This window comes from Streptomyces sp. CG 926, assembly GCF_003148825.1.
Taxonomy (GTDB): Bacteria; Actinomycetota; Actinomycetes; order Streptomycetales; family Streptomycetaceae; genus Streptomyces.
Genome location: NZ_QGGZ01000008.1, coordinates 364,997 through 386,345, shown reverse-complemented (window position 1 = coordinate 386,345; position 21,349 = coordinate 364,997). Strand labels below are relative to the sequence as shown.

General features: G+C 72.8%; 22 protein-coding genes. 9 read left to right on the top strand and 13 right to left on the bottom strand.

Features of this window, described 5'->3' with window-relative positions; all coding sequences use genetic code 11:
* Positions 1 to 507: 507 nt before the first annotated feature.
* The 4 genes from fxsA to BCL76_RS23185 all read right to left on the bottom strand — a co-directional run bounded on the left by fxsA (position 508) and on the right by BCL76_RS23185 (position 7,395).
* On the bottom strand, positions 508 to 702 hold the full coding sequence (gene fxsA, locus BCL76_RS23200) for an FxSxx-COOH cyclophane-containing RiPP peptide (RefSeq protein ID WP_030730904.1): 195 nt from the start codon (positions 700 to 702) through the stop codon (positions 508 to 510).
* Positions 703 to 814: 112 nt separating this feature from the next.
* Positions 815 to 4,084, bottom strand: coding sequence for an SAV_2336 N-terminal domain-related protein (locus BCL76_RS23195; RefSeq protein WP_109781334.1), 3,270 nt, complete (start codon positions 4,082 to 4,084; stop codon positions 815 to 817).
* A 6-nt stretch (positions 4,085 to 4,090) separates the two neighbouring features.
* On the bottom strand, positions 4,091 to 5,152 hold the full coding sequence (locus BCL76_RS23190) for an AAA family ATPase (RefSeq protein ID WP_109781333.1): 1,062 nt from the start codon (positions 5,150 to 5,152) through the stop codon (positions 4,091 to 4,093).
* Positions 5,153 to 5,265: 113 nt separating this feature from the next.
* On the bottom strand, positions 5,266 to 7,395 hold the full coding sequence (locus BCL76_RS23185) for a serine protease (protein ID WP_258309862.1): 2,130 nt from the start codon (positions 7,393 to 7,395) through the stop codon (positions 5,266 to 5,268).
* Between the two features lie 129 nt (positions 7,396 to 7,524).
* Between BCL76_RS23185 and BCL76_RS23180 the strand changes: the two genes are divergently transcribed.
* Positions 7,525 to 7,713 carry a DUF6104 family protein gene (locus BCL76_RS23180; protein WP_030009408.1) on the top strand — a complete coding sequence of 63 codons (189 nt, stop codon included), beginning with the start codon at positions 7,525 to 7,527 and terminating at the stop codon, positions 7,711 to 7,713.
* Positions 7,714 to 7,973: 260 nt separating this feature from the next.
* On the opposite strand, the gene BCL76_RS23175 is transcribed toward BCL76_RS23180, so the two are convergent.
* The 3 genes from BCL76_RS23175 to BCL76_RS23165 form a co-directional block, all read right to left on the bottom strand.
* Entirely contained in the window at positions 7,974 to 8,264 is a 291-nt protein-coding gene (locus BCL76_RS23175; RefSeq protein ID WP_109781331.1) for a hypothetical protein, read from the bottom strand.
* On the bottom strand, positions 8,261 to 8,746 hold the full coding sequence (locus tag BCL76_RS23170; protein ID WP_109781330.1) for a hypothetical protein: 486 nt from the start codon (positions 8,744 to 8,746) through the stop codon (positions 8,261 to 8,263). The genes BCL76_RS23175 and BCL76_RS23170 overlap by 4 nt, the downstream gene beginning before the upstream one ends.
* Before the next feature lie 92 nt (positions 8,747 to 8,838).
* On the bottom strand, positions 8,839 to 10,020 hold the full coding sequence (locus tag BCL76_RS23165; protein ID WP_109781329.1) for a helix-turn-helix domain-containing protein: 1,182 nt from the start codon (positions 10,018 to 10,020) through the stop codon (positions 8,839 to 8,841).
* 99 nt (positions 10,021 to 10,119) lie between these two features.
* Here BCL76_RS23165 and BCL76_RS23160 point away from each other — a divergent pair, with 99 nt between their 5' ends.
* Both BCL76_RS23160 and BCL76_RS23155 read left to right on the top strand, forming a co-directional pair.
* Positions 10,120 to 10,668, top strand: coding sequence for a flavoprotein (locus BCL76_RS23160; RefSeq protein WP_109781328.1), 549 nt, complete (start codon positions 10,120 to 10,122; stop codon positions 10,666 to 10,668).
* Positions 10,669 to 10,722: 54 nt separating this feature from the next.
* Positions 10,723 to 11,301, top strand: coding sequence for an HD domain-containing protein (locus tag BCL76_RS23155; protein ID WP_109781327.1), 579 nt, complete (start codon positions 10,723 to 10,725; stop codon positions 11,299 to 11,301).
* A 107-nt stretch (positions 11,302 to 11,408) separates the two neighbouring features.
* On the opposite strand, the gene sodN is transcribed toward BCL76_RS23155, so the two are convergent.
* Positions 11,409 to 11,804 (bottom strand): superoxide dismutase, Ni, encoded by a 396-nt coding sequence (gene sodN / locus BCL76_RS23150; RefSeq protein WP_030009413.1) that lies wholly within the window; start codon positions 11,802 to 11,804, stop codon positions 11,409 to 11,411.
* Between the two features lie 171 nt (positions 11,805 to 11,975).
* Here sodN and sodX point away from each other — a divergent pair, with 171 nt between their 5' ends.
* Positions 11,976 to 12,401 (top strand): nickel-type superoxide dismutase maturation protease, encoded by a 426-nt coding sequence (gene sodX, locus BCL76_RS23145; RefSeq protein WP_109781326.1) that lies wholly within the window; start codon positions 11,976 to 11,978, stop codon positions 12,399 to 12,401.
* Here sodX and BCL76_RS23140 read toward each other — a convergent pair.
* Positions 12,305 to 12,934: a CGNR zinc finger domain-containing protein gene (locus BCL76_RS23140; protein ID WP_030764402.1), complete on the bottom strand. Its 630-nt coding sequence runs from the start codon at positions 12,932 to 12,934 to the stop codon at positions 12,305 to 12,307. The two genes, sodX and BCL76_RS23140, sit on opposite strands and share 97 nt — an antisense overlap.
* A gap of 82 nt (positions 12,935 to 13,016) precedes the next feature.
* Here BCL76_RS23140 and BCL76_RS23135 point away from each other — a divergent pair, with 82 nt between their 5' ends.
* Positions 13,017 to 13,832 carry a class I SAM-dependent methyltransferase gene (locus BCL76_RS23135; RefSeq protein ID WP_109781325.1) on the top strand — a complete coding sequence of 272 codons (816 nt, stop codon included), beginning with the start codon at positions 13,017 to 13,019 and terminating at the stop codon, positions 13,830 to 13,832.
* A 71-nt stretch (positions 13,833 to 13,903) separates the two neighbouring features.
* On the opposite strand, the gene BCL76_RS23130 is transcribed toward BCL76_RS23135, so the two are convergent.
* From BCL76_RS23130 to BCL76_RS23120, 3 genes are read right to left on the bottom strand one after another with little or no spacing between them, the layout of a single operon-like run.
* Positions 13,904 to 14,668: an amino acid ABC transporter ATP-binding protein gene (locus BCL76_RS23130; protein ID WP_030386003.1), complete on the bottom strand. Its 765-nt coding sequence runs from the start codon at positions 14,666 to 14,668 to the stop codon at positions 13,904 to 13,906.
* Positions 14,668 to 15,609 (bottom strand): amino acid ABC transporter permease, encoded by a 942-nt coding sequence (locus tag BCL76_RS23125; protein ID WP_030764408.1) that lies wholly within the window; start codon positions 15,607 to 15,609, stop codon positions 14,668 to 14,670. The genes BCL76_RS23130 and BCL76_RS23125 overlap by 1 nt, the downstream gene beginning before the upstream one ends.
* Positions 15,610 to 15,648: 39 nt before the next feature.
* On the bottom strand, positions 15,649 to 16,611 hold the full coding sequence (locus BCL76_RS23120; protein ID WP_109781324.1) for an ABC transporter substrate-binding protein: 963 nt from the start codon (positions 16,609 to 16,611) through the stop codon (positions 15,649 to 15,651).
* 526 nt (positions 16,612 to 17,137) lie between these two features.
* On the opposite strand from BCL76_RS23120, the gene BCL76_RS23110 reads away from it, so the two are divergent.
* The 4 genes from BCL76_RS23110 (at position 17,138) to BCL76_RS23095 (ending at position 20,286) form a co-directional block, all read left to right on the top strand.
* Positions 17,138 to 18,340, top strand: coding sequence for an NAD(P)-dependent malic enzyme (locus tag BCL76_RS23110; protein WP_109781322.1), 1,203 nt, complete (start codon positions 17,138 to 17,140; stop codon positions 18,338 to 18,340).
* Between the two features lie 153 nt (positions 18,341 to 18,493).
* A complete protein-coding gene (locus tag BCL76_RS23105; protein WP_030764417.1) occupies positions 18,494 to 19,456 on the top strand; it encodes a zinc-binding dehydrogenase in 963 nt (320 codons plus the stop codon).
* 48 nt (positions 19,457 to 19,504) lie between these two features.
* Positions 19,505 to 19,714 carry a helix-turn-helix domain-containing protein gene (locus BCL76_RS23100; RefSeq protein WP_109781321.1) on the top strand — a complete coding sequence of 70 codons (210 nt, stop codon included), beginning with the start codon at positions 19,505 to 19,507 and terminating at the stop codon, positions 19,712 to 19,714.
* Positions 19,714 to 20,286, top strand: coding sequence for a Clp protease N-terminal domain-containing protein (locus BCL76_RS23095; protein ID WP_109781320.1), 573 nt, complete (start codon positions 19,714 to 19,716; stop codon positions 20,284 to 20,286). Before BCL76_RS23100 ends, BCL76_RS23095 begins: the two co-directional genes overlap by 1 nt.
* A 139-nt stretch (positions 20,287 to 20,425) precedes the next feature.
* Here BCL76_RS23095 and BCL76_RS23090 read toward each other — a convergent pair whose 3' ends face one another.
* On the bottom strand, positions 20,426 to 21,349 hold the full coding sequence (locus BCL76_RS23090) for a PadR family transcriptional regulator (protein ID WP_109781319.1): 924 nt from the start codon (positions 21,347 to 21,349) through the stop codon (positions 20,426 to 20,428).

Below are 21,349 nucleotides of genomic sequence, written 5' to 3'. Positions count from 1 at the left end.
GCCCCGCGCGGCGGGATCCGGGTGCCGGCCCTGCACGCCGGACTGCGGGCGCGGGGGCCGCCCCGCGGGGTCGGAGCCCTGAGCGGCGGACGCCTGGTGCGGGCCCTGCACGCCGGGATCCGGGTGCCGGCCCTGCGCGGCGGGCTCCTGGTGCGGGTGCTGCACGCCGGACTGCGGGTGCGGGGGCTGCCCGGCGGGGTCGAAGCCCTGCGCGGCGGACGCCTGGTGCCGGCCCCGCGCGGCTGGATCCCGGCGTTGGGGCTGCACCGTGGGGTCGGGGAGTGCGGGGGGTGTCGGGGGTCGGGGTGGGGTGGGGTCGGGGACGTCGGGTGCGGGCAGCGGGGTTCCGCTCGTGACCGCTCGCCGCATCGCCGCACCTCCCTCCCCCGACGACAACCCCCGGGGACACCCCGGCGGACGGTCCATCCCTGCCCTGGGGACGGTCCCCGCTAACGGCGGAAAGTGGTCAACTCGGTTTCAAGGTAGGACGGATCAGGCATGGTGCGATCAGGCCACGCTGGAGTCGAAGGCGTTGAGGATCTCCGCGGGATGGGTAACCCGCTCGACCATGCCCTCGATCACCCGGGCCAGCACGGGATGGTCGATCCCGCGCAGCGCCGCCAGGTCCAGCCCGGAGAGATCCGGCAGCCGCCCCGGACATCCCGGGGTCGTCGCCTCCACTTCCTGCTGCTTCGTCACCATGTGCCGCCGGGCCCCCTGTCGCGTCGCACACCGGATGGTCCACTTCCTTTTCCCGCCCCCCGGTCCGTGGAAACAGCGGTACCCGGACCGGGCCGCGCCCTCGGCGCGGGCGTCAGAGCGCGGCCTCCAGGGCCGTGATCCGAGCCCGGACCGCCTCCGAGCGCCCTGCGGCGCCCTCGTGGGTCCGGGTCCACAGCTCCAGCGCCGAGCGGTAGGCGTCCAGGGCCGCGCGGGGCCGGGCGAGGCGTTCCAGCACGTCACCGCGCAACTGCTGGACGCGCGCGGCCAGCTGGACGGCGGTGTCCTCGCGGTCCTCCACGTCGGCCTCCAGGGCGGCCCGCCAGGCCCGCCGGTAGGAGTCCGCCGCCCGGTCGAGGCGTTCCAGCGCCCGGGTGTGTCCGTGGATCTCCTGCTGGACGTCGCCGTGGTCCCGCCAGATACGGGCCTGCTCCAGCGGGTCGCGGCTGTGCCGGACGGCCAGCTCCAGCAGGTACTCGGCCTCCCGCAGGTCCACCGGGTCGCCCTCGTACGTGTGTCGCAGCCGGAGTCCGGTGGCCAGCCGCAGCAGCCGGTGGGCCGCACCGGGGTCGGACTGCGGGACCGCGGCCCGGCTCTCGCGCAGGACGCGTACGGCCGTCCCGGTGAACCGCCGCCCGTCGGTGGCCCGGGCCCGGTCCAGGAGTACGTCGCCCCACTCGGGCAGGAGTTCCCCGAAGGCCTCGGCGTCGCGGGGGATCAACCGCCGGGCCCGGGCGTACGCCTCGGCAGCGTCCTCCAGGGCCGCCGGGTCGGCGTCCCGCGCGTACCGCTCCCGGTGCACACGCGCCAGGCACACCAAGGCCGTCACCCGTAGCTCCGGGTCTCCGCCCACCTCCGCCAGGGCCGCGTCCAACTGCCCGGCGGCCTCCTCCAGCCGGCCGGGGAGGTGGCGCAGCGCGTCGGCGAGCTCCACCCGGATCTGGGCGGTGCCCGGGCCGGTGCGGCCGGGGGCGGCGGGCGCGGCGGTCAGGGCCGCGGCGAGCCGGGCGGCGGCCTGTCCGGCCAGGGCCGTGCGCTCGGCGGGATCCGGGGTGCGGGGCAGTAGGGCCAGCAGGACGCGCCCCAGGGCCAGGTGCAGTTCGGGGTGGCGGCCTTCCGCTTCGGCGCCGGCTTCGGCGCCCGGATCGAGGTCGGCGGCGAGGTCGGCGGCGAGGTCGGCGCCCGGCTCGGCGGCGGGGGCCGGGCCCGCCAGGGGTTCGAGGGCCGCCCGGGCCTCGCGGAGCGCGCCCGCCTCGTCGCGGATCCCGCTCAGGCGGATCAGGGTCTCGGCCCGCCGCACCGCGCAGTCCCGCCGCAACTCCGGGTCGGCCGCGGCGCCGGCCGCCGCGAACCGCATGTCCGCCGCCGCCAGCAGCTCCGCGTCCGGTCCGGCGGCCAGCGCCCGCTCGTACAGCACCCGGCCGAGCACCGCCCCCGCGCGCGCCGTCCGCAGCCCGGTCACCGCCCGTTCCGCCTCGGCCAGCAGCTCCGGGTCCCGCTGGGCCGTCCACAGCCGCAGCAGGGCCCCCGCCAGTTCGGTCTCCGCCTCCTCCGGCGGATCGCCGGGCCCCGGCGGGGCCGTGACCGCCCGTCGGAGCACCGCCACAGCCTCGTACAGCGCCCGCGCGCCGCCGTCCCCGGCGGCGTCGGCGTCCGCGAGCCGGTCCCGGGCGGCGCGCACCGCCCCGGCCCGGGTGGGCACCGGGGCCGTGGCGGGCCTGCGTACCGCGGGACCTTCCTCCGGCATCCCGGGCAGGTAGCGGCGTACGACTTTGGCCGAAACCTGCGCGAAGGCCTGCGGGAGCCGCCCCTCCGGAGCCCGTTCGTCCTCCTCGGGTCCGGGGTCGGCGACCGTCGGCGGGGTTCCGGTCAGCTGGGAGACCGCGAGCGCGGGGAAGTTGCGTACGCCCCGGCCGAAGTGCGCCAGCACGTACTCCGAGCAGTGCTTGAGCACCAGCGCGGCCTCGTCCCGCCCCAGCGGCCCCAGCAGCACGTCCTGCACCCCGGGGACGAACTCGTACCAGTGCCCCGACCCAGGCCCGCTGCGCCGCAGCAGCCCGCTCAGGAGCACCTCCGCCAGGTCGGAGGGCTCGGAGTCCGGCAGCATCGTGCGCTGCACCAGCCGCATCACGGGCAGCGTCAGCGGCGCCGCCGACAGGTACACCGCGAGCTGTACGGCCCGGGGCGCGGCCGAGGACCGGAACCGCGCCACCAGCTCGCGCGGCGGCCGCACGGCCCGCGGCGGCGGCAGGGGCGCGGCCGGATGGTCGGCCCGTACCCGGCCCACCTCGGCCGGTACGGGCCCGGCGGTCAGCCCGGCCAGCAGCCGGGCCCACGCCCCGAGGGCGGTCGGGCTCGGCGGCAGCACCGGCACCGTCAGCCCGCCCGTGGGCCGCCCGGGCAGCGGGGGCCGGTCCGGCCGGAACACCAGCCGCTGCCCGCCGCCCTCCGGCCGGGTGAGCGTGCCCCGCTCGGTGGGCAGCCAGCTGCGCCCCCACATCCGCTGCGGCAGCGGTTGGACGACCATGCACGGGGTGCACTCGGCCCACCGGTGCAGCAGCCGCTGCGCGGTGCCCTCGCGCCACAGCGGCCCGGCGCAGTCGGAGACCACCATGGTCAGGGCCCGTCCGGTCGGGTCGCGCAGCTGGTCCCCGGTGCGCAGGCCGGAGGCGCGTACGCAGCCGGGTGCGGGGCTGCGGCCGAGCGCGGCCGTGCCGTCGGTGAGGCGGTGCAGATAGTGCACCTGGACGTCCCGGAAGGCACCCAACCGCTCGCACACGGACCGTAGTTCCTCGAACATGTCCTGCCAGACGGCCATCGACGGGGAGGCGTCCATCACCAGCCGTACGGTCGCCTCGCGCCGGCTCTCCGGCCGGAGTACGGGGATGACCAGTCCGAGGGCTCGGGCGCTGGCCTCGGCGGTGGCGGCCTCGTCGATGACCAGCCGGGTGGGCGGCCCCGGTGGGCGGTGCCGCTGGAGGGCGCGCAGGGCCCGCTGGATGTCCAGGATGCGGGGCAGCGCGGCGGCCCCGGGCACCCGTACGGGTACGCCGTACTCCTCGGGCGACTCCCCCGGCCGGTCCCCGTCGGCGCCGTCGGGCCGGGCCGCCCCGGGTGCGTAGAGCCCGACCGGGGCGTCGGCCTCGGCGTCCGGGCGTAAGGGCTCGGCGGGTTCCGCGGGTGGCTCCTCGGCCACGGGCGGCGGGGCCCCCGGCCCGGGCCCGCCGGGGGTGGGCCGCTCGGGCCCGCCGATGTGCCCGGCCAGCCACAGGGCGTCGGCGAGTTCCCCGGCGGACGGGTCGAGCCCGGCGGCGCGCAGCAGCGCGGCCAGTTCACGGACGCCGGGCGCGCCGGCGGAGGCCACGGCCGATCACCTCGGACGGTCGAGGCGCTGGATGAGCAGGTCCGCGAGGTCCTCCCGGGTGGGCGGGGCGGCGTAGTGGGTCAGGTACACGGCGTTGAGCAGCTGGTCGGCGGCGACCAGTTCGGACTGGGAGCGGCTGAGGAACTCCCGGATGAGGTCCGCCCCGAGGCGGGCGGCCTCCTCGCCGAGGTGGGCGCGGACCATGGTGGCGAGCCGCTTCTCGCCGGGCTGGCCGAGCTTGAGCTGGATGCAGCGGCGTAGCAGGGCGGCGGGGAAGTCCCGTTCCCCGTTGCTGGTCAGGATGATGAACGGGAAGGCGCGACAGCGGACGCGGCCGCCGCGGACGGTGACCTTGGTCCCGTCGTCGGTGAGCACCTGCACCTCGGGCTCGACGTCGGCGACCCGTTCCAGCTCGGGGAGCGCGAACTCCCCTTCCTCCAGCACGTTCAGCAGGTCGTTGGGGAGGTCGATGTCGCTCTTGTCGAGTTCGTCGATGAGCAGGACGCGGGGTCGGGCGGTCGGCAGCAGGGCGGTGCCGAGCGGCCCGAGCCGGATGTACTTCCCGATGCCGGGGACCGCGGGGTCCGCGGCGCCGGTGCCACTGCCGGTGCCGGTACTGGCGCCGGTGCCGGTACCGCTGCCGCTGCTCGCCGCGATCTGTACGTCCTGCAGCCGGGCCAAGGCGTCGTAGCGGTAGAGGCCGTCCTGGAGCACGGTCCGGGACACGACCGGCCAGCGCAGCACCCGCCCCAGCTTCAGTTCGTGGGCGACGGCGTGCGCGAGGGTGGACTTGCCGGTGCCGGGGAAGCCGGTCACGAGCAGCGGCCGGCGCAGGTACAGGGCCGCGTTGATGGCCTCCAGCTCCTCCGGTTCCGGCCGGTGCAGCTCGGCGGCCTGCCGATGCGCTCCGAGCCGCCGGGCCACGTTGCCGTCGGCGACCCGGGCCGGGCCGTCCGGCTCGGCCACGGGGCCGCCGTCGAAGTCCCGCCAGGGCGGCGGGTCTGGCAGGGCGTCGATCCCGTCGTGGGGTTCGCCCACCCCGCGGTAAATGAGCCACTCGTCGTTCATGGTGCTCCTGCTCCCTCCCTCGCCTCGTCCGCGCCGACCCGTCACAGCCGGCGTCACAGCTCGCGTGACAGCTCGCGTCACCGGTCACCTCACCGGTCACCTCACCGGTCACCTCACAGGTCGCCCTGGAGCGGCTCCTCGTCCGGCAGCGGCCGCGCCGGGTCCTCCCACACCAGCCCCGTCCCGGCCGCCCAGTAGGCGTCGGGGTCCGCCCCGTACGCCCGCCCCCGCAGGTGCTGCAGGCGCTCCGGGAGCACCTCCGCCCGTCCGGCGTCGGCCAGCTCCTCCCGCAGCCCGCGGTGGAAGGGCGCGCAGGAGACGGCCGGGTCCGGAGGCGGCCGCCGGGTCACCACCACCCCGTATCCGGCGTCCCGTACCGCGTGCAGCGACCCGAGCGTGGGCTCCTGGTCGGCGGCCCGGCAGTGCACCGGCACGGTGTTGTCGGGCAGTCCCGTCAGCCACTCGGTGGCGGGGGTGCGCGGGCGGCCCCCCACGCAGTCGGCCCGTTCGTCCTGCAGCGGTCCCGTCCGGACCCGCGCCCAGCGGGCGGACCCCTCGGTGCCCTCGCGGTCGGCGGGGTGCTCGCGCGCGCCGCCGGGGTTCGGCGCGGCGGGGCGCGCGGTGCCCGGGCCCGACCCGGCGGGGTGGCGCAGGACCACCGGCCGCTGGACGCCGAGCGGTACGCCGCCCACCACCACCCATTCGTCCACCGCCAGCCCGAACAGCGCGGGGGCCACCGCCACTTCGAGGAGGGCCACCGTCTCGTGGGTGTCGCAGCGCCGGAAGCCCTCGGCGAGCGGCACCCGTAACGCCTCCGGCAGACCCGCCAGGGTGGCCCGTACGCCCGAGTCCACCGGCGTCAGCCGGCCGGCGTGCGCGGGACCGGCCAGCACCGAGACCCGCCAGTCGTAGACGTCCTCCCAGCCGTGCGCCCACACCTCCAGCAGCACCGAGGCCCCCGTCGGCAGAGCGCCGGACCGCCTCGCCGGTTCGTACACCGCCCGCCCGGCCGAGGCCCGACGGCGCCGCTCCCGCTCGGCGAGGCCCCGTTCGTGGCGCTCGCCGAGCTCGCGCCTCAGCGGCCGCCACAACCGCTCGGCCGTGGCCCGTACCCAGTCCCACAGCTCCTCGTCCGCGCCCGGTGTGGCCGGCTCGCGGTACTCGGCCACGCTCACGTCCGTCGCGTACCGGAGCATGGCCGCGGCCTCCGCCGTCCCGCCGGGCGGGTCGTGCAGCAGCCCCAGTCCGTCGCGCCAGCTCAGCGGGGCCGGGGGCAGCGGGTCCGGCTCCTCGCCGCGCGCCGCCTCGACGAGGGCGCGTACGACCTCGGAGGAGCCCGGCGGGGGCAGCGCTGCCAGCAGCCCGCACAGCGTGGTGCGCTCGCCGGGGGTGAGCCGGCCCCGGCCGGCGTACGGGTCGCCCTCCTCCGGCGGCAGCTCGCCGTGCACGTCGGTCCAGGTCCGCCGGTTGTCGAGATCGCTGAGGTGCTGGTCGTAGTGGTACAGGTCGTGGGCCTGCATGATCCGGCGGTACAGCCCCACCTGGCCCCGCGCGGCCATCGGCAGGGTGCGCAGCTGCACGACGGAGACGGCGACGCCGCCGCCGCCGCTCCGGCGCCGGGCCTTGAGCACGCCGACGACCTCGCCGCGGGCCAGGTCCACCACGGGCCCGCCGGACATGCCGGGCTCGATCTCGTCGTCGTCGCCGAGCCGGATGGCCGCGCCGTTCCCGGCGGTACCGCGCAGGCGGGTGGTGCGGCCGGTGATCTCGGGGGCGCCGAGGTCCTCGGTGCAGCCGAAGTAGGCGACCTCGTCGAAGCGGGGGCGGGAGCGGTCGGTCAACCACACGCAGGCGTGCGTGACGGGAGCCAGGACCCGGACCAGCGCGAGGTCGGGCAGGTCCCACAGGGCGTGCGGGGCGGGCCGCCGTTGCTCCAGCCGATCGGGCAGTACGCACTCCACGCGCCCGGTGACCGTGCCGGTGACACTCCCGGCGGAAAAGGTGATGCCGACCTCGCGTCCCGTCAGACGCACCGCAGCACCCCCTTCGCCGACCACGTGCGCACACGTCAGGACCCAGCCGGGGGCGACGAAGAAGCCGCTCCCCCACGTGGGACCGGTCCGATGACTGCGAGGGTTCTCATACCCGCCCGGCGGGGCGTGAACGCGTACGGTCGCCGCCTGGACGAGGGGCTCCAGAAGCTCGAAGGCGCGCGCGGACCCTGTCGTGCGCCCGTCCGTCATCCGCACCCCCCGCTCGTTGGGCATCCAGGCTAGACCCGGGGGTGGCGCGTGCGGGAGGTGTCGCCGATAGGCGGATTATCCTGGCGGGAAACACCCCCTGCACACCCCCATCACGGCCGGGAGCCCGACTTGTACTTCACCGATCGCGGCATCGAGGAGCTGGAGAAGCGGCGCGGCGAGGAGGAGGTCACCTTCGAGTGGCTCGCCGAGCAGCTGCGCACCTTCGTCGACCTGAACCCGGACTTCGAGGTCCCGGTGGAACGCCTGGCCACCTGGCTGGCGCGGCTGGACGACGACGAGGACGCGGACGACGAGTGACCCCCCGGGATCCGGGCCCCGCCCTTCGGGCCGGACCCGGATCCCGCTCGTTACTGGCCGGTTCTGTCCGCCGGAGGGCAATTCCGTAGCCTCCGGCGCCCCCTCCCCGCCCCATGGGCCCGGTGAAGGACCTCCCTCCCGGCCTGCCGCCGGCCCACTCCCGCAGGTGGCACAACCGGCGCTGGTGGGACCGGTTGGGCTACCCACACGTCCGCCCACAGGGCCCGGACCGAACCGTCCGACACAGGCTCTTGACCGCCTCAGAGCCTGCGGACGATGCCGTCCAGCACGGCCCGGGCGGAGACGAGAAGCGGCGCCACCTCGCGGATCCGTGCGATCAGGGCCTCGTCCGTACGGGTGCGCTGCCGGCAGCGCACCGGGTCGTGGTGGACGCTCCATCCATAGCGGCAGGGCCGGCAGTCGGCCATGGGACCGCCGTACTTGATCGCGATCGGGGCGGGCAGGCCGCATCCGGCGCAGGGCACGTGCGCCCGCGCGCACGCCCCGCCAGGGTGCGCGTGAGCCTCCTCGACCTCGGGGCGGCCCGTCACGTCGCGGCCCCCTCGGCAAGCCGCGCCGCGCCTACCCGTACGAGCAGCCGCACGGCGGCGACCCGGCAGAAGTAGGCCCCCGGGCCGGGGGCCGAGGTCCAGTAGAGGGGCCGGCCGGGCACGACCCGGTCCCGGCCGACGTCGGGCACCCCGAGGTGGGTGCCGTGGCCGAGGCACTCGACGGCGCTCCGGGGCCGCCGGCGCCAGCCCTCCGCCGTACCCGGCTCGACGAGCGCGTAGCGGTTACGGCCGCGCGAGTCGTGGATCACGGGCCCCTCCAGGGCCAGAGTGAGCGAGAGGTCCACGACACGGTCCTCGGAGCTCTCGACCGCCGCGTGCGCGAGAGCATCTGGAATCCGTACGGCTTCGAACCGATCGCCGAGCGGCAGTACGGCGACCCCGTGCTCCCGCCACGCGGCGTGCGCCGCCGCGGGATCGGGCAGACAGCGCGCGTACCAGTCGGCCGTCTTCTTCCAGGACACGGCGGCTCCCTACCGTCGTCAGCGGGTGAGGGGACCAGACTGGCGAGTGGCAAGGGACGGAATGCTCACAACCGTGTGAGCGTGTGAGCGCTCTACTTCTCCACCCAGGCAGCGAGGTGGTTGAGGGCCTCCGGGGTGCGCCGAGCCATGTGGACCAAGCCTTGGATCGTCTCCTGGGTGCTCGGGTGGTAGCGGGTCTGTTCGGGGGCGACGTGGCGAGCTTCGGACAACGAGGCCAAGGCTCTCGTCGCGTTCCCCGTCTCCATCTCGGCTCGCGCCCGGTAGATCAGGAAGTGGGCTCGCCGGCTCGTTGCGAAGGCCGTCGGCGGCCGGATCTTCCGGGCGGCCGTGAGTGCGTCGTCGTACTGCCTCATCTGGGTAAGTGCCGACATTGCGTGCACCGCGACGTTCATGGGCCCGAAGGACAGCCAGTGCACCGCTGAAGCGTCTCCTGTGCGCTTGGCCAATGTGCGGGCTTCGGTGATGTGTCGTTCCACGGCATTCCGATCGCCCGCACGGGCCGCGATGACGGAGGCACCGAGATGCAGTTGCCCGGTTACCGCGAGGCGTTCCCGGCCCTCCTCGGCCTGTTCCAGGATCCGGAGTCCCGCCTCGATCAGCCTCTCGCCCGTGCGGTACTCGCCGCTCTTCGAGTGGACGAGAGCTCGCTTGTACTGCCGCACGGCAGCAAGGCACGGGTCCGCGGCCCGCTCGGCGGCCCAGTCCATGCGGTCGAGGGCAACCGTGGAGAGGTCGTAGAACCCCAGCTTGACGGCGACGTCGTGGGCGCTCCGGTAGGCCGATGCCAATGCCCTCCAGGCTTCGGTGGACGGACCGGACCACACGGTCGAGGTCAGCTCGGCGATCACACCGGGAAGGGCCCTGGAGGCTTCCCGCAGCTTGGTCGCGCGGACGGTCGCACACAATCGGTCGGCCGCGGTGACGAGATCACCCACCGGGCGTGCGGTGACGTCCGGGTCATGCCCGAGGTCGTAGAGAGTGAGCGCATCACGGATGGGCCGCACGAGCGCTTCTCGGCGATCATGCTGGATGGTGCTGACGTGGGGTTGTCCTGTCAGTACGGCGATATCGACCCGCAGGGCTCTGGCGACCGCGGCGAGGAAGGCACCCGTTGCCGGTCGGGCGCCGCACTCCACCTGATTCAGCAGGCTGTAGGAGTACGGAAGCAGCTCGGCCAGCTGCTTCTGCGTGAGGCGGGCCAGCCGCCGCCGAGCGCGAATGCGCGATCCTGGATGGTCGTCGAAAGTGGGCATGCCGGACGCTCCCGTTTCTGACTCGTCGTCCGGACACTACCCACTCCGCCCTTGGGCCACCTGGGATCCGGGGCCGGAGCCTGTGGTCAACTGGGAGCCATGACGCGCACCTTGTACCTCTTCGGATCAGCCGCTCCGCCTGTATTCGATGTCGCCCGCGTGATCGAGGACGCGCAGTCCGGCGGGTGGGACGTCTGTCTCGGATTGACGCCGACGGCCGCGGACTGGCTCGGCGAAGGGCTCGACGGCCTCGCCGCGCTCACCGGACACCCGGTCCGCAGCAGCTACAAACGGCCGGGTGATCCGGACGTGTGGCCGGCGGCGGACGCCGTCCTCGTCGCCCCGGCCACCTTCAACACCATCAACGCCTGGGCCCTGGGCCTCACCGACCGCTTCATCGTCGGCGTGGTCGCCGAAGGCATCGGCAAGGGAATCCCGCTGGCCGTGATGCCGTGCGTCAACGCGGCCTACGTACAGCACAGGGCCTTCGAGAGGTCCGTGCGGGAACTTCGGGAAATGGGAGTGACGGTGCTGTACGGCGAGGGCGGCTTCGTGCCGAACCTTCCCGGGCAGGGCCGTAAGGAGGCGTATCCCTGGGACTTGGCTCTGACCGCGATGGACGATCTCGTTCCGAAGCGGGAGGCATAGGGCGAATGTGCGAGGTTGCGGAGCTTCCTCACCGAGGCATGAAGGAGAGACACAGTGGCTGACGACCTGTCCGCGGTGGCCGGCTTCCTCTACGAGGCGGGGACGCTCAAGCACACGCGCCGCACGGGCTGGTGGATGGCCGGCGTCAACGATCCCGAGAGCGTGGCCGAGCACTCCTGGCGGACCTCCCTCATCGCGTCGATCATCGCGAAGCTGGAAGGCGCCGACCCCGCGCGGGCTGCCTTCCTCGCGGTGTGGCACGACACCCAGGAGACCCGCACAGGGGATGTGAACCACCTCGGCAAGAAGTACGCGACCGGCGCCGATCCGTTCGCGGTGACGGCCGATCAGACCGTCGGCATGCCGGACGGGCTCGCGTCGGTGATCCAGGAACTCGTCGCCGAGTACGAGGCCAAGGACTCCCCGGAGGCCGTGTGCGCCCGCGACGCCGACAAGCTGGAGTGCATGCTCCAGGGCATCGAGTACCGGGCTCAGGGGTACGCCGGCGCCCAGCGGTGGATCGACAACAGCAGGGCCCGCCTCACGACGGAGACCGGCCGGCGGCTGGCCGACGAGCTGCTGGGCCAGGACCCCCTCGACTGGTTGCGAACCGTCCTCGGCGAGAAGGCCTGAGCCCGTAAGGGGCCGCGCACGACACCGGCCCGGCCGCTCGGAGCGGTCGGGCCGGTGTCGTGTGCGCTCCGGCAGGGAGCGCGGGGAAAGCCTTCGGGCACCCAGGATCAGGCGGCCTTGGTCTCCCAGAAGATGCGGTCGATCTCGGCGATGAGCTCAAGAGCCTTCGCGCCGGTCGCCGGGTCGTTCGACGCCTTGGCGGCCGAGAGGGCCTTCAGGGTGTCGTTGACCAGGGTGTGCAGCTGCGGGTACTTCTCGAAGTGCGGGGGCTTGAAGTAGTCGCTCCACAGCACCGAGACGTGGTGCTTGGCGAGCTCGGCGCGCTGCTCCTTGATGGTGATGGCGCGCGCGCGGAAGTCGGCGTCTTCGTTGGCCTGGTACTTCTCCTGCACGGCCTTGACGGACTCGGCCTCGATGCGGGCCTGGGCAGGGTCGTACACGCCGCACGGAAGATCGCAGTGGGCGGAGACCTTCGCCTTGGGGGCGAAGAGGCGGGAAAGCATGGAGTTTGTCCTCCTCGTGATCGTCTTCTCAAGGGGGAGATTACTCGCTGAACAACCGGATTTCGCGGGCGCCCCCATGGGCTTAGGACAAAAGTCCAGGGGCGCGGCCGGACCGGTGAGCGAATGTACGGACCCGTGCGGCAGCATGCGGGGGTGACGAGGAGGACACACATGGTGGAGAACGGGCGCCCGCGCAAGCGGTTCGAGGTGGTGGAGGTGACGGGGCCTTCGATGGTGCCCACGCTGCTGAACGGGGACCGGCTCCTGGTCCGGTACGGGGCCGCCGTACGGCCGGGCGACGTGGTGGTGCTGCGGCATCCGCTCCAGCAGGACCTGCTGGTGGTCAAGCGCGCGGTGGAGCGGCGGCCGGGCGGCAGCTGGTGGGTGCTCGGCGACAACCCGTTCAACGAGGTGCCCGGCGACAGCACCGTCTTCGGGCCGGTGCCCGCCGATCTGGTGCTGGCCACGGCGGTGCTGCGGTTCCGGCCGCGCGAGGAGGATCAGCGTTCGCTGAGGGCCCGGCTGTCCTGGGCGGCCTCGGCGCTGCGCCCGCTGTGGGCGGACGCCTCGGCCTCCAGTCGCTTGCGGGCGCGGTAGGCGGCGACGTTCGCCCGGGTGGCGCAGCGGTCGGAGCAGTAGCGCCGGGAGCGGTTGGTGGAGGTGTCGAGGTAGGCGTTGCGGCAGGGCGCGGCCTGGCACAGGCCGAGGCGGTCGGGGCCGTGCTCGGTGAGGGCGAAGGCCAGGCCCATGGCGGCCATGGCGGCGTAGCCCGCAGAGGCGTTCGAGGGGTGCTCGGCGAGGTGGATGTGCCAGTCGGGGCGGCCGTCGTCGGCGAGGGTCTCGTGGCCGGACACCTGGGGGCTGACGGGGAACTCCATGAGCAGCGAGTTCAGCAGGTCGACCGCGAGGACCTCGTCGCCACCGTCGGCGGCCTCGAAGACGGAACGCAGGCGGCCGCGGACGTTGCGGAAGCGGGTGACGTCACCGTCGGTGACGCGGCGCGCCATCTGCTGACTGGCGCCGAACAGGGCGCGGACGGCGTCCACCGAGGTGAGCGCGTCCTTGTTGCGGGCCGGCTCCTCGGTGTTGACCAGGCGCACGGCGAAGTCCGAGTAATGGGCCAGTTCCACTTGTAGTCCTTACGGCTGCGGATTAGTGTCTCCGGTAACGGCTGAGACGTCTTCGAGGGTATTACGTGTGGAGGGGTTCGGGATGACGGATACGGCGGACACGGCGGACACGGCGAGCACGGCGGCCACGGCGGGTACGACCGAAGCGGCGGGCACGACCGACTGGCAGGCCTGGCAGGACAGCTGGGACCGGCAGCAGGAGTGGTACATGCCCGACCGCGAGGAGCGGTTCCGCGTGATGCTGGACATGGTCGAGGCACTCGTGGGACCCGCCCCCCGGGTGCTGGATCTCGCATGCGGTACGGGAAGTATCACGGACCGCGTCCTCAAGAGGTTCCCGGAAGCCACCAGTACGGGCGTCGATCTCGACCCGGCCCTGTTGACCATCGCCGAGGGGCACTTCGCGGGTGACGCACGCGTCACTTTCGTCACCGCCGACCTCAAGGACCCCAACTGGCGCGCCGCCCTCCCCCACACCACCTACGACGCGATCCTGACGGCCACCGCCCTGCACTGGCTGCCGAGCGAGGAGCTGGCCGTCCTGTACGGGCAGCTCGCACCGCTCCTGGCCCCGGGCGGGGTGTTCATGAACGCCGACCACATGCCCGACCCGGCCACCCCGCGCATCGACGCCGCCGAGCACGCGCACCGGCACGCCGGCATGGACCGGGCCAAGGCGACCGGGGCGGTCGACTGGCGCGAGTGGTGGGCCCTGGCGGGCGCCGAGCCGGCGCTGGCCGAGCAGGTGGAGCGGCGCTTCGAGATCTACGGGGAGCACGCGGACGGCGACACCCCCTCCGCGGCCTGGCACGCCGAGACCCTGCGCGCGGTGGGCTTCGCGGAGGCCCGTACGGTCTGGCGCTCCCCCTCGGACGCCCTGGTCCTAGGCCTGAAGTAGGAAATCCCGGTTCCCGGGAAACAGCTGAGGGGCGGTACGGGGAACCCGTACCGCCCCTCAGCCTGTGCGAGCTAGAGCACCTTGGAGAGGAAGGCCTTCGTGCGGTCGTGCTGGGGGTTGCCCAGGACCTCGCGCGGGTGGCCCGACTCGACGACGACGCCGCCGTCCATGAAGACGAGGTTGTCGCCGACCTCGCGGGCGAAGCCCATCTCGTGCGTGACCACGATCATGGTCATGCCCGATTCGGCGAGGTCCCGCATGACGTCGAGGACGTCACCGACCAGCTCCGGGTCGAGCGCCGAGGTGGGCTCGTCGAAGAGCATCAGCTTCGGCTCCATGGCGAGCGCGCGGGCGATGGCCACGCGCTGCTGCTGACCGCCGGAGAGCTGGGTCGGGTAGTTCCCGCCCTTGTCGCCGAGGCCCACACGGTCCAGGAGCTTGGCGGCGCGCTCGCGCGCCACCGCCTTGGACTCGCCCTTGACCATGACCGGGGCTTCCATGACGTTCTCGATGGCCGTCATGTGCGGGAAGAGGTTGAAGCGCTGGAAGACCATGCCGATGTCCCGGCGCTGGGCCGCGACCTCGCTGTCCTTCAGCTCGTAGAGCTTGTCGCCCTTCTGGCGGTAGCCGACGAGCTGTCCGTCGACGTACAGCCGTCCGGCGTTGACCTGCTCCAGGTGGTTGATGCACCGCAGGAAGGTCGACTTGCCGGAGCCGGACGGGCCGACCAGACAGAAGACCTCACGCGGGGCGACCTCCAGGTCGATGCCCTTGAGGATGTGCGCGGCGCCGTAGGACTTGTGGACGCCCTCGGCCTTCACCATGGCAGTCGTCATCAGGCCACCGCCTTGCGGTTCGAGAAGCTGGACAGTTTCGCCTTGATCTTCTGCAGCGGCGTCGGCGGCAGCGAGCGGAGCGCGCCACGGGCGTAGCGGCGCTCCAGGTAGTACTGGCCGACGCTGAAGACGCTGGTCAGGGCGAGGTACCAGATCGACGCGACGAAGAACATCTCCATCACCGCGAACGAGGTCGAGGCGATGTCCTGGGCGGCGCGCAGCAGGTCGAAGTACTGCACGGCGACCACGAGCGACGAGGTCTTGAGCATGTTGATGAACTCGTTGCCCGACGGCGGCACGATCACCCGCATGGCCTGCGGCAGCACGACGCGGCGCATCGTCTGCGTGCGGGTCATGCCGAGGGCGTGCGAGGCCTCGGTCTGGCCCTCGTCGACCGACTGGATGCCGGCGCGGACGATCTCCGCCATGTACGCGCCCTCGTTCAGGCCGAGACCCAGCAGGGCGGCCAGGAAGGGCGTCATGACCTGGGTCATCTCGTCCTTGTAGAACCCGAGGTTCAGGATCGGGAAGATCAGGGCGAGGTTGAACCAGATCAGCAGCTGCACGTACACCGGGGTGCCGCGGAACAGCCAGATGTAGAACCAGGCGATGGTGCTGGTCACCGGGTTCTTCGAGAGCCGCATGACGGCGAAGAGGATACCGAGGACCAGGCCCAGGGCCATCGAGGTGATGCTGATCCAGACCGTGTTGACGACACCACGGAGGATCGTCGGGTCGAACAGCTTCTCCGGCACGGTGGCCCAGCGCACGTTGCCCTGCGAGAAGGCGACGACGAGAGCCACGACCAGGCCGATGACGACCACGGCACTGATCCAGCGACCGTAGTGGCGGACCGGGATGGCGCGGATGGCCTCGGGGGGTACGGCCCCGGCCGGCGGGGTGTCCGCCGGGCCCGGGACCTTGTCGAGCTTGTCAGTCACAGTGACTGCCCTTCAGTGTGCTGCGGTGGTACGCGGAGATCAGGAACCGGCGTTGATCTTGGCCTCGGTCACGGCGCCGGAGCCCGCGTTCCACTTGTCCAGGGCGGTCTTGTAGGTGCCGTCCTTGATGACCGCGTCAAGGGCTTCCTTGAGCGCGTCGCGCAGCTGGGTGTTCTTCTTGTCCACCGCGATGCCGAAGAGACCGGCGTCGGTCGGGTTGGCGATGGCCTCGAACTCCTTGCCACCACCGGCGGTCTGCGCGATGTACGCGGCGACCGGGGAGTCGTTCAGGTCCGCGGCGGCGCCGCCGGCCTTCACTCGGGTCTGGGCCTCGGCGTCGGTCGGGAAGGACTCGACCTTGAGCTCGCCCTTGCCGTCCGTCTTGCACTTCTCGGCCTGGGTCTTGGCCGACTCCTCGTACGTGGTGCCACGCTGCACGGCGACCGTCTTGCCGCACAGGTCGTCGAGGGTCTTGATGCCGTCCGGGTTGCCCTTCTTGACCAGGATGCCGGTGGAGGCGGAGAAGTAGTCGACGAAGTCGACACCGGCACCGGTCTTGGCGCCCTTGTCGTCCAGGCCCTCCTGACGGGCCTTGGTGTCGGTGAGCGAGGACATGACCAGGTCGCTACGGCCCGTCTGCATGCTGCCGATCAGCGTGTCGAAGGTGCCGGACTCGAACTTGAACTGCACGCCGAGCTGCTTGGCCATGGCCGCCGCCACGTCGGGGTCGACACCGACGATCTTGCCACCCTCGGTGAACTCCATCGGCGCGTAGGTGGCGTCCGTGCCGACCTTGATGACACCGGCGTCCTGGATCTTCTTCGGGAGCTTGGAGAAGAGCGGCGCGCTGCTGTTGGCAGCCGCGCCCGACGGGGTGCTGGAGGCCTTGTCGGTCTGGTCACCACAGCCGGTGAGGATCAGGGTGCCCGCGACCGCGATCGCGCCGACCGCGGCGATCCGGGACCGTGCGGCGGTCGTACGACGGGTGGTGCTAGCGGTCATGGCTTGGTTCCTCCGGCGCTGGTGGAAAAGCAACGAAAAACGGTCGAACACGCACCATCGAGTGTCGCGACCTTGTGTGATTACGGCATCTTGCCATTCGGACTGAGACATTCAGGGTGCCCGTCAGGTCAAAATCGCATAACGGGCGCCCGGGGTAGCCCAACAGGACTGCGGAGAAGGGGGTTCGTGGCCGCAGATACTGCTGTGACCTGCTGGTTTTGCCGCAGTTTCTACGGGGCGTCTCGCCCACTGGACGGCAAGGTTTGGACTTTTCGCCAAAAGCCGGGCAAGGGACCTACAGTTGAGCGGGAATCGACTCGTCTGGGCGAGCGTTCTTCGGGTAGAACAGATCCTTACACCCCTCATCCGGGGCTCAGGGCGCGCGTGCGGCGCGCCCGCGCGTACGAACCTCCCCTCCGCGGAGACGGGCCAACCGTCGACGCGGAGTACGGACGCGGTGCCCGCCCACCCCTTAACCAGGAGTGGCCACCCTCAACGATTCAAAGGACTTAAGGGGTCACACGAAGTGGCAGCGGAAATCTTCAACCCTCGCAGTGACAGCGTCACGGACAACAACCCGGACGCGGTGTTCGCGCTGCACCGGGGCGGCAAGATGGCCATCCAGGCCACAGTGCCGGTCACCAACAAGGATGACCTCTCCCTCGCCTACACGCCCGGCGTGGCGAAGGTGTGCAGCGCCATCGCCGAGCAGCCGGAGCTGGTGAACGAGTACACCTGGAAGTCCAACGTGGTCGCCGTCGTCACCGACGGTACGGCCGTGCTCGGACTCGGTGACATCGGTCCCGAGGCCTCCCTCCCGGTCATGGAGGGCAAGGCCATTCTCTTCAAGCAGTTCGGTGGGGTGGACGCGGTTCCGATCGCGCTCGCCACCAAGGACACGGACGAGATCATCGAGACGGTCATCCGTCTCGCCCCGTCCTTCGGCGGCGTGAACCTCGAGGACATCTCGGCGCCCCGCTGCTTCGAGATCGAGCGCCGCCTCCAGGAGGCGCTGGACATCCCGATCTTCCACGACGACCAGCACGGCACGGCCATCGTGACGCTCGCCGCGCTGCGCAACGCCGCGAAGCTGACGGGTCGCACCCTCGGCGACCTGCGCGCCGTGATCTCGGGCGCCGGCGCGGCCGGTATCGCGATCGCCAAGATCCTCGTGGACGCGGGCATCGGCGACGTCTGCGTCACCGACCGCAAGGGCGTCGTGTCCGCGGACCGCTCCGACCTGACGGACGTCAAGGCGGAGATCGCGGGCCTGACGAACAAGACCGGGCAGACGGGCTCCCTGGAGACCGCGCTGAACGGCGCGGACGTCTTCATCGGCGTCTCCGGCGGTACGGTCCCGGAGGAGGCGGTGGCCTCGATGGCGAAGGACGCGTTCGTCTTCGCCATGGCCAACCCGAACCCGGAGGTCCACCCGGACGTCGCGCACAAGTACGCGGCGGTCGTGGCCACGGGCCGCAGCGACTTCCCGAACCAGATCAACAACGTGCTGGCGTTCCCGGGCATCTTCGCGGGCGCCCTCAAGGTGCGTGCCACCCGGATCACCGAGGGCATGAAGATCGCCGCCGCCGACGCCATCGCCGGCGTCGTGGGTGACGAGCTCGCCGCCGACTACGTGATCCCGTCGCCGTTCGACGAGCGCGTCGCCGAGGCCGTCGCCACGGCCGTGGCCGCCGCGGCCAAGGCCGACGGAGTCGCCCGCCTGGGCTGAGACCGGAGCCGAGCTGTACGCGCAGAGGCCCGACCGGAACCCTCCGGCCGGGCCTCTGCGTTGCCCCGGCGGCGCGCGGGTGCGACGAAGGCCTCACCCGTGCGGTCCCGGGAGGTCTGGAACCCGGCCCCTACCGAGCGGTAGCGTCGCCGCATGTTCGCTGCCTACGCCGCCCGAATCGACCGTGACCAGCCGCTGAACGGCCTTGAGCTGGGCGACCGCCCGGCTCCCGAGGCCCGGCCCGGCTGGGTGACCGTGAACGTCAAGGCCGCCTCCCTCAACCACCACGACCTGTGGTCGCTGCGCGGGGTCGGTCTCGGCGAGGAAAGACTCCCGATGATCCTCGGCTGCGACGCCGCCGGGATCGACCAGGACGGCAACGAGGTCGTCCTGCACTCCGTGATCGGCCAGAGCGGCCACGGGGTCGGCCCGGACGAGCCGCGCTCGATCCTGACCGAGCGCTACCAGGGGACCTTCGCCGAGCAGGTGACCGTCCCCGCCTGGAACGTGCTGCGCAAGCCCGCCGAGCTGACCTTCGAGGAGGCGGCCTGCCTTCCGACGGCCTGGCTGACGGCGTACCGGATGCTGTTCACCAACGCCGGGGTACGCCCCGGGGACTCCGTCCTGGTGCAGGGCGCCGGCGGCGGTGTCGCGACCGCCGCGATCGCCCTCGGCAAGGCGGCCGGCCTGCGGGTGTTCGCCACGAGCCGGGACGAGGCCAAGCGCAAGCGGGCCGTGGAGCTGGGCGCGGTGGAGGCCTTCGAGCCGGGCGCGCGGCTGCCGCAGCGGGTGGACGCGGTGATCGAGACGGTGGGCGCGGCCACCTGGTCCCACTCCGTGAAGTCCCTGCGCCCGGGCGGCACCCTGGTGATCTCCGGCGCCACGAGCGGCGACCGCCCCGCGCACGCCGAGCTGACCCGGATCTTCTTCCTGGAGCTGAAGGTGGTCGGCTCGACGATGGGCTCGAAGGACGAGCTGGAGGACCTCCTCGCCTTCTGCGCGACCACCGGGCTGCGGCCGGTCATCGACGAGGTGCTGCCGCTGGACCGGGCGCGGGAGGGGTTCGAGAAGCTCGCGTCGGGCGACCTCTTCGGAAAGATCGTCCTCACCCCTTGATGTCAACCAGGGTTGACGAACCTCCCGCGTCAACCTACATTGACATCCATGACCGAAGCCACTGATCTCGCCGAGCGGGCCGGTGACCGTGACCCGCGCGTGGGTCTGCGTGCCGTGGCCGCCCTCCGCAGGCTGCTGGAGCAGCTGGAGGGCGTACAGGTACGCAGTGCCCGCGCGCAGGGATGGTCCTGGCAGGAGATCGCGGCCGAGTTGGGCGTCAGCCGGCAGGCCGTGCACAAGAAATACGGGAGGCTCTGATGTTCGAACGCTTCACCCGCGACGCCCGGTCGACCGTGACCGGGGCGGTGACCGAGGCCCGGCAGAGCGGGGCCGCCACCGTCACCGAGGAGCACCTGCTGCTCTCCCTGCTGGCCCTGGGCACCCTGGACCCGCTCGGCGTGGACCGCACGGCGGTGGCCGCCGACCTCGCGGCGGCCCGCCGTCGGGGCGGCATGTCCCGGGCGGACGAGGAGGCGCTGGCCGGACTCGGCATCGACCTCACCGAGATCGTCGCCCGCGTCGAGGAGACCCACGGCGAGGGCGTCCTCGCGACCCCGGCGCCCCGCAGGCGGACCCTGGGCACCTCGATCCGCTCGGCCCTGGGGCGTACGGAGCGGGACGATCGCGGCGGCAACCACCACGTCCCCTTCACCGAGGGTGCGAAGAAGGTGCTGGAGCAGTCCCTGCGCATCGCGCTGGGCCGCAAGGACCACCACATCGGCACCCTGCACCTCCTGCTGGCCCTGCTCTCCCGCCCCGGCACCGTCGCCGAGGTCCTCTCGGACCACGGCGTCACCTACACCACAGCCGAAACCAGCCTGGCCGCCTGACCACCCGCCGGAGCCCCACGCCCACAGCCCCGCCGCCGTTCGCGGCGCGGGCTCCGAGGCGGCGCCCGCACCTACAGCCCCGCCGGCGTTTGAGGCGCGGGGTCCGGGGCGGCGCCCCGGCCGCGGTGCGGCGGACGGGCTACGGCCTGGACCCGAACGTGGTTCCCAGCCGGCCGGAGGCCGCCTCCAGGTGGCGGCGGGCCTCGGCCACCTGGGCCTCGGTCACCCCGCGGTCCCGCGCCGCGTCGCGGACCTCGTCGCGGAAGCGGTCCAGCAGCCGGTCCAGGTCACGGGCCGGGTCACCGGTGGGCGCCAGGTCGGCGGCCCAGTCCCCGTCCACCACCGGATCCGCCGCCGCACCACCCGCCGAGCCCGCACCCCCGGCCGAGCCCGCGGCAGCGCCCGCACCCGGCGTACCGCCACCGAGCCAGGCTCCGGCCAGACTGCCGAGGACGCCGCCGGACTTGGCGAACTGCTCCTGGAGCTGGCCCGCGATGCGCTGGACCTCCTCGCGGGCCCGCTCCTGGGCCTCCTTGGCCTGGCGGCGGGCCTGCTGCGCCTCCTCACGGGCGCGGCGGCTCTCGTCCTTCGCCCGGCGCGCCTGTTCCTTCCACTCCTGCCGCGCCTTGCGCAGGTCCTCCTTGGCCGCCTTCCAGGACTCGTCCTCGACCTGGGTCGCCGAGGCCGAGGCCGCGGCCCGCATCTCACGGCGCAGGTCACCCGCCGCGCCCCGGACGTCGTCGCGGATCTCGGCGGCGAGCTCGGTGACCGAGTCGCGGATCTCCAGTTCCAGGTCGGCCAGCTCGCCACCACGGTCTGCCAGTTCGGCCCGGCCGGCGTCGGTGATCGAGTACACCTTGCGCCCGCCCTCGGTGGCGTGCGTGACCAGGCCTTCGGCCTCCAGCTTCGCCAGTCGCGGGTACACGGTGCCCGCGGAGGGCGCGTACAGGCCCTGGAAGCGCTCCTCCAGCAGGCGGATCACCTCGTACCCGTGGCGCGGGGCCTCGTCCAGCAACTTGAGGAGGTACAGGCGGAGTCGGCCGTGGGCGAAGACGGGCGGCAT

Excerpts from the sequence above, each read along its gene's own strand:
- fxsA (WP_030730904.1), bottom strand. The coding sequence starts at position 702 with ATGGTGACGAAGCAGCAGGAAGTGGAGGCGACGACCCCGGGATGTCCG.
- BCL76_RS23190 (WP_109781333.1), bottom strand. The coding sequence starts at position 5,152 with ATGAACGACGAGTGGCTCATTTACCGCGGGGTGGGCGAACCCCACGAC.
- BCL76_RS23185 (WP_258309862.1), bottom strand. The coding sequence starts at position 7,395 with ATGACGGACGGGCGCACGACAGGGTCCGCGCGCGCCTTCGAGCTTCTG.
- BCL76_RS23165 (WP_109781329.1), bottom strand. The coding sequence starts at position 10,020 with ATGCCCACTTTCGACGACCATCCAGGATCGCGCATTCGCGCTCGGCGG.
- BCL76_RS23160 (WP_109781328.1), top strand. The coding sequence starts at position 10,120 with ATGACGCGCACCTTGTACCTCTTCGGATCAGCCGCTCCGCCTGTATTC.
- sodN (WP_030009413.1), bottom strand. The coding sequence starts at position 11,804 with ATGCTTTCCCGCCTCTTCGCCCCCAAGGCGAAGGTCTCCGCCCACTGC.
- sodX (WP_109781326.1), top strand. The coding sequence starts at position 11,976 with ATGGTGGAGAACGGGCGCCCGCGCAAGCGGTTCGAGGTGGTGGAGGTG.
- BCL76_RS23135 (WP_109781325.1), top strand. The coding sequence starts at position 13,017 with ATGACGGATACGGCGGACACGGCGGACACGGCGAGCACGGCGGCCACG.
- BCL76_RS23130 (WP_030386003.1), bottom strand. The coding sequence starts at position 14,668 with ATGACGACTGCCATGGTGAAGGCCGAGGGCGTCCACAAGTCCTACGGC.
- BCL76_RS23120 (WP_109781324.1), bottom strand. The coding sequence starts at position 16,611 with ATGACCGCTAGCACCACCCGTCGTACGACCGCCGCACGGTCCCGGATC.
- BCL76_RS23105 (WP_030764417.1), top strand. The coding sequence starts at position 18,494 with ATGTTCGCTGCCTACGCCGCCCGAATCGACCGTGACCAGCCGCTGAAC.
- BCL76_RS23100 (WP_109781321.1), top strand. The coding sequence starts at position 19,505 with ATGACCGAAGCCACTGATCTCGCCGAGCGGGCCGGTGACCGTGACCCG.
- BCL76_RS23095 (WP_109781320.1), top strand. The coding sequence starts at position 19,714 with ATGTTCGAACGCTTCACCCGCGACGCCCGGTCGACCGTGACCGGGGCG.
- BCL76_RS23090 (WP_109781319.1), bottom strand. The coding sequence starts at position 21,349 with ATGCCGCCCGTCTTCGCCCACGGCCGACTCCGCCTGTACCTCCTCAAG.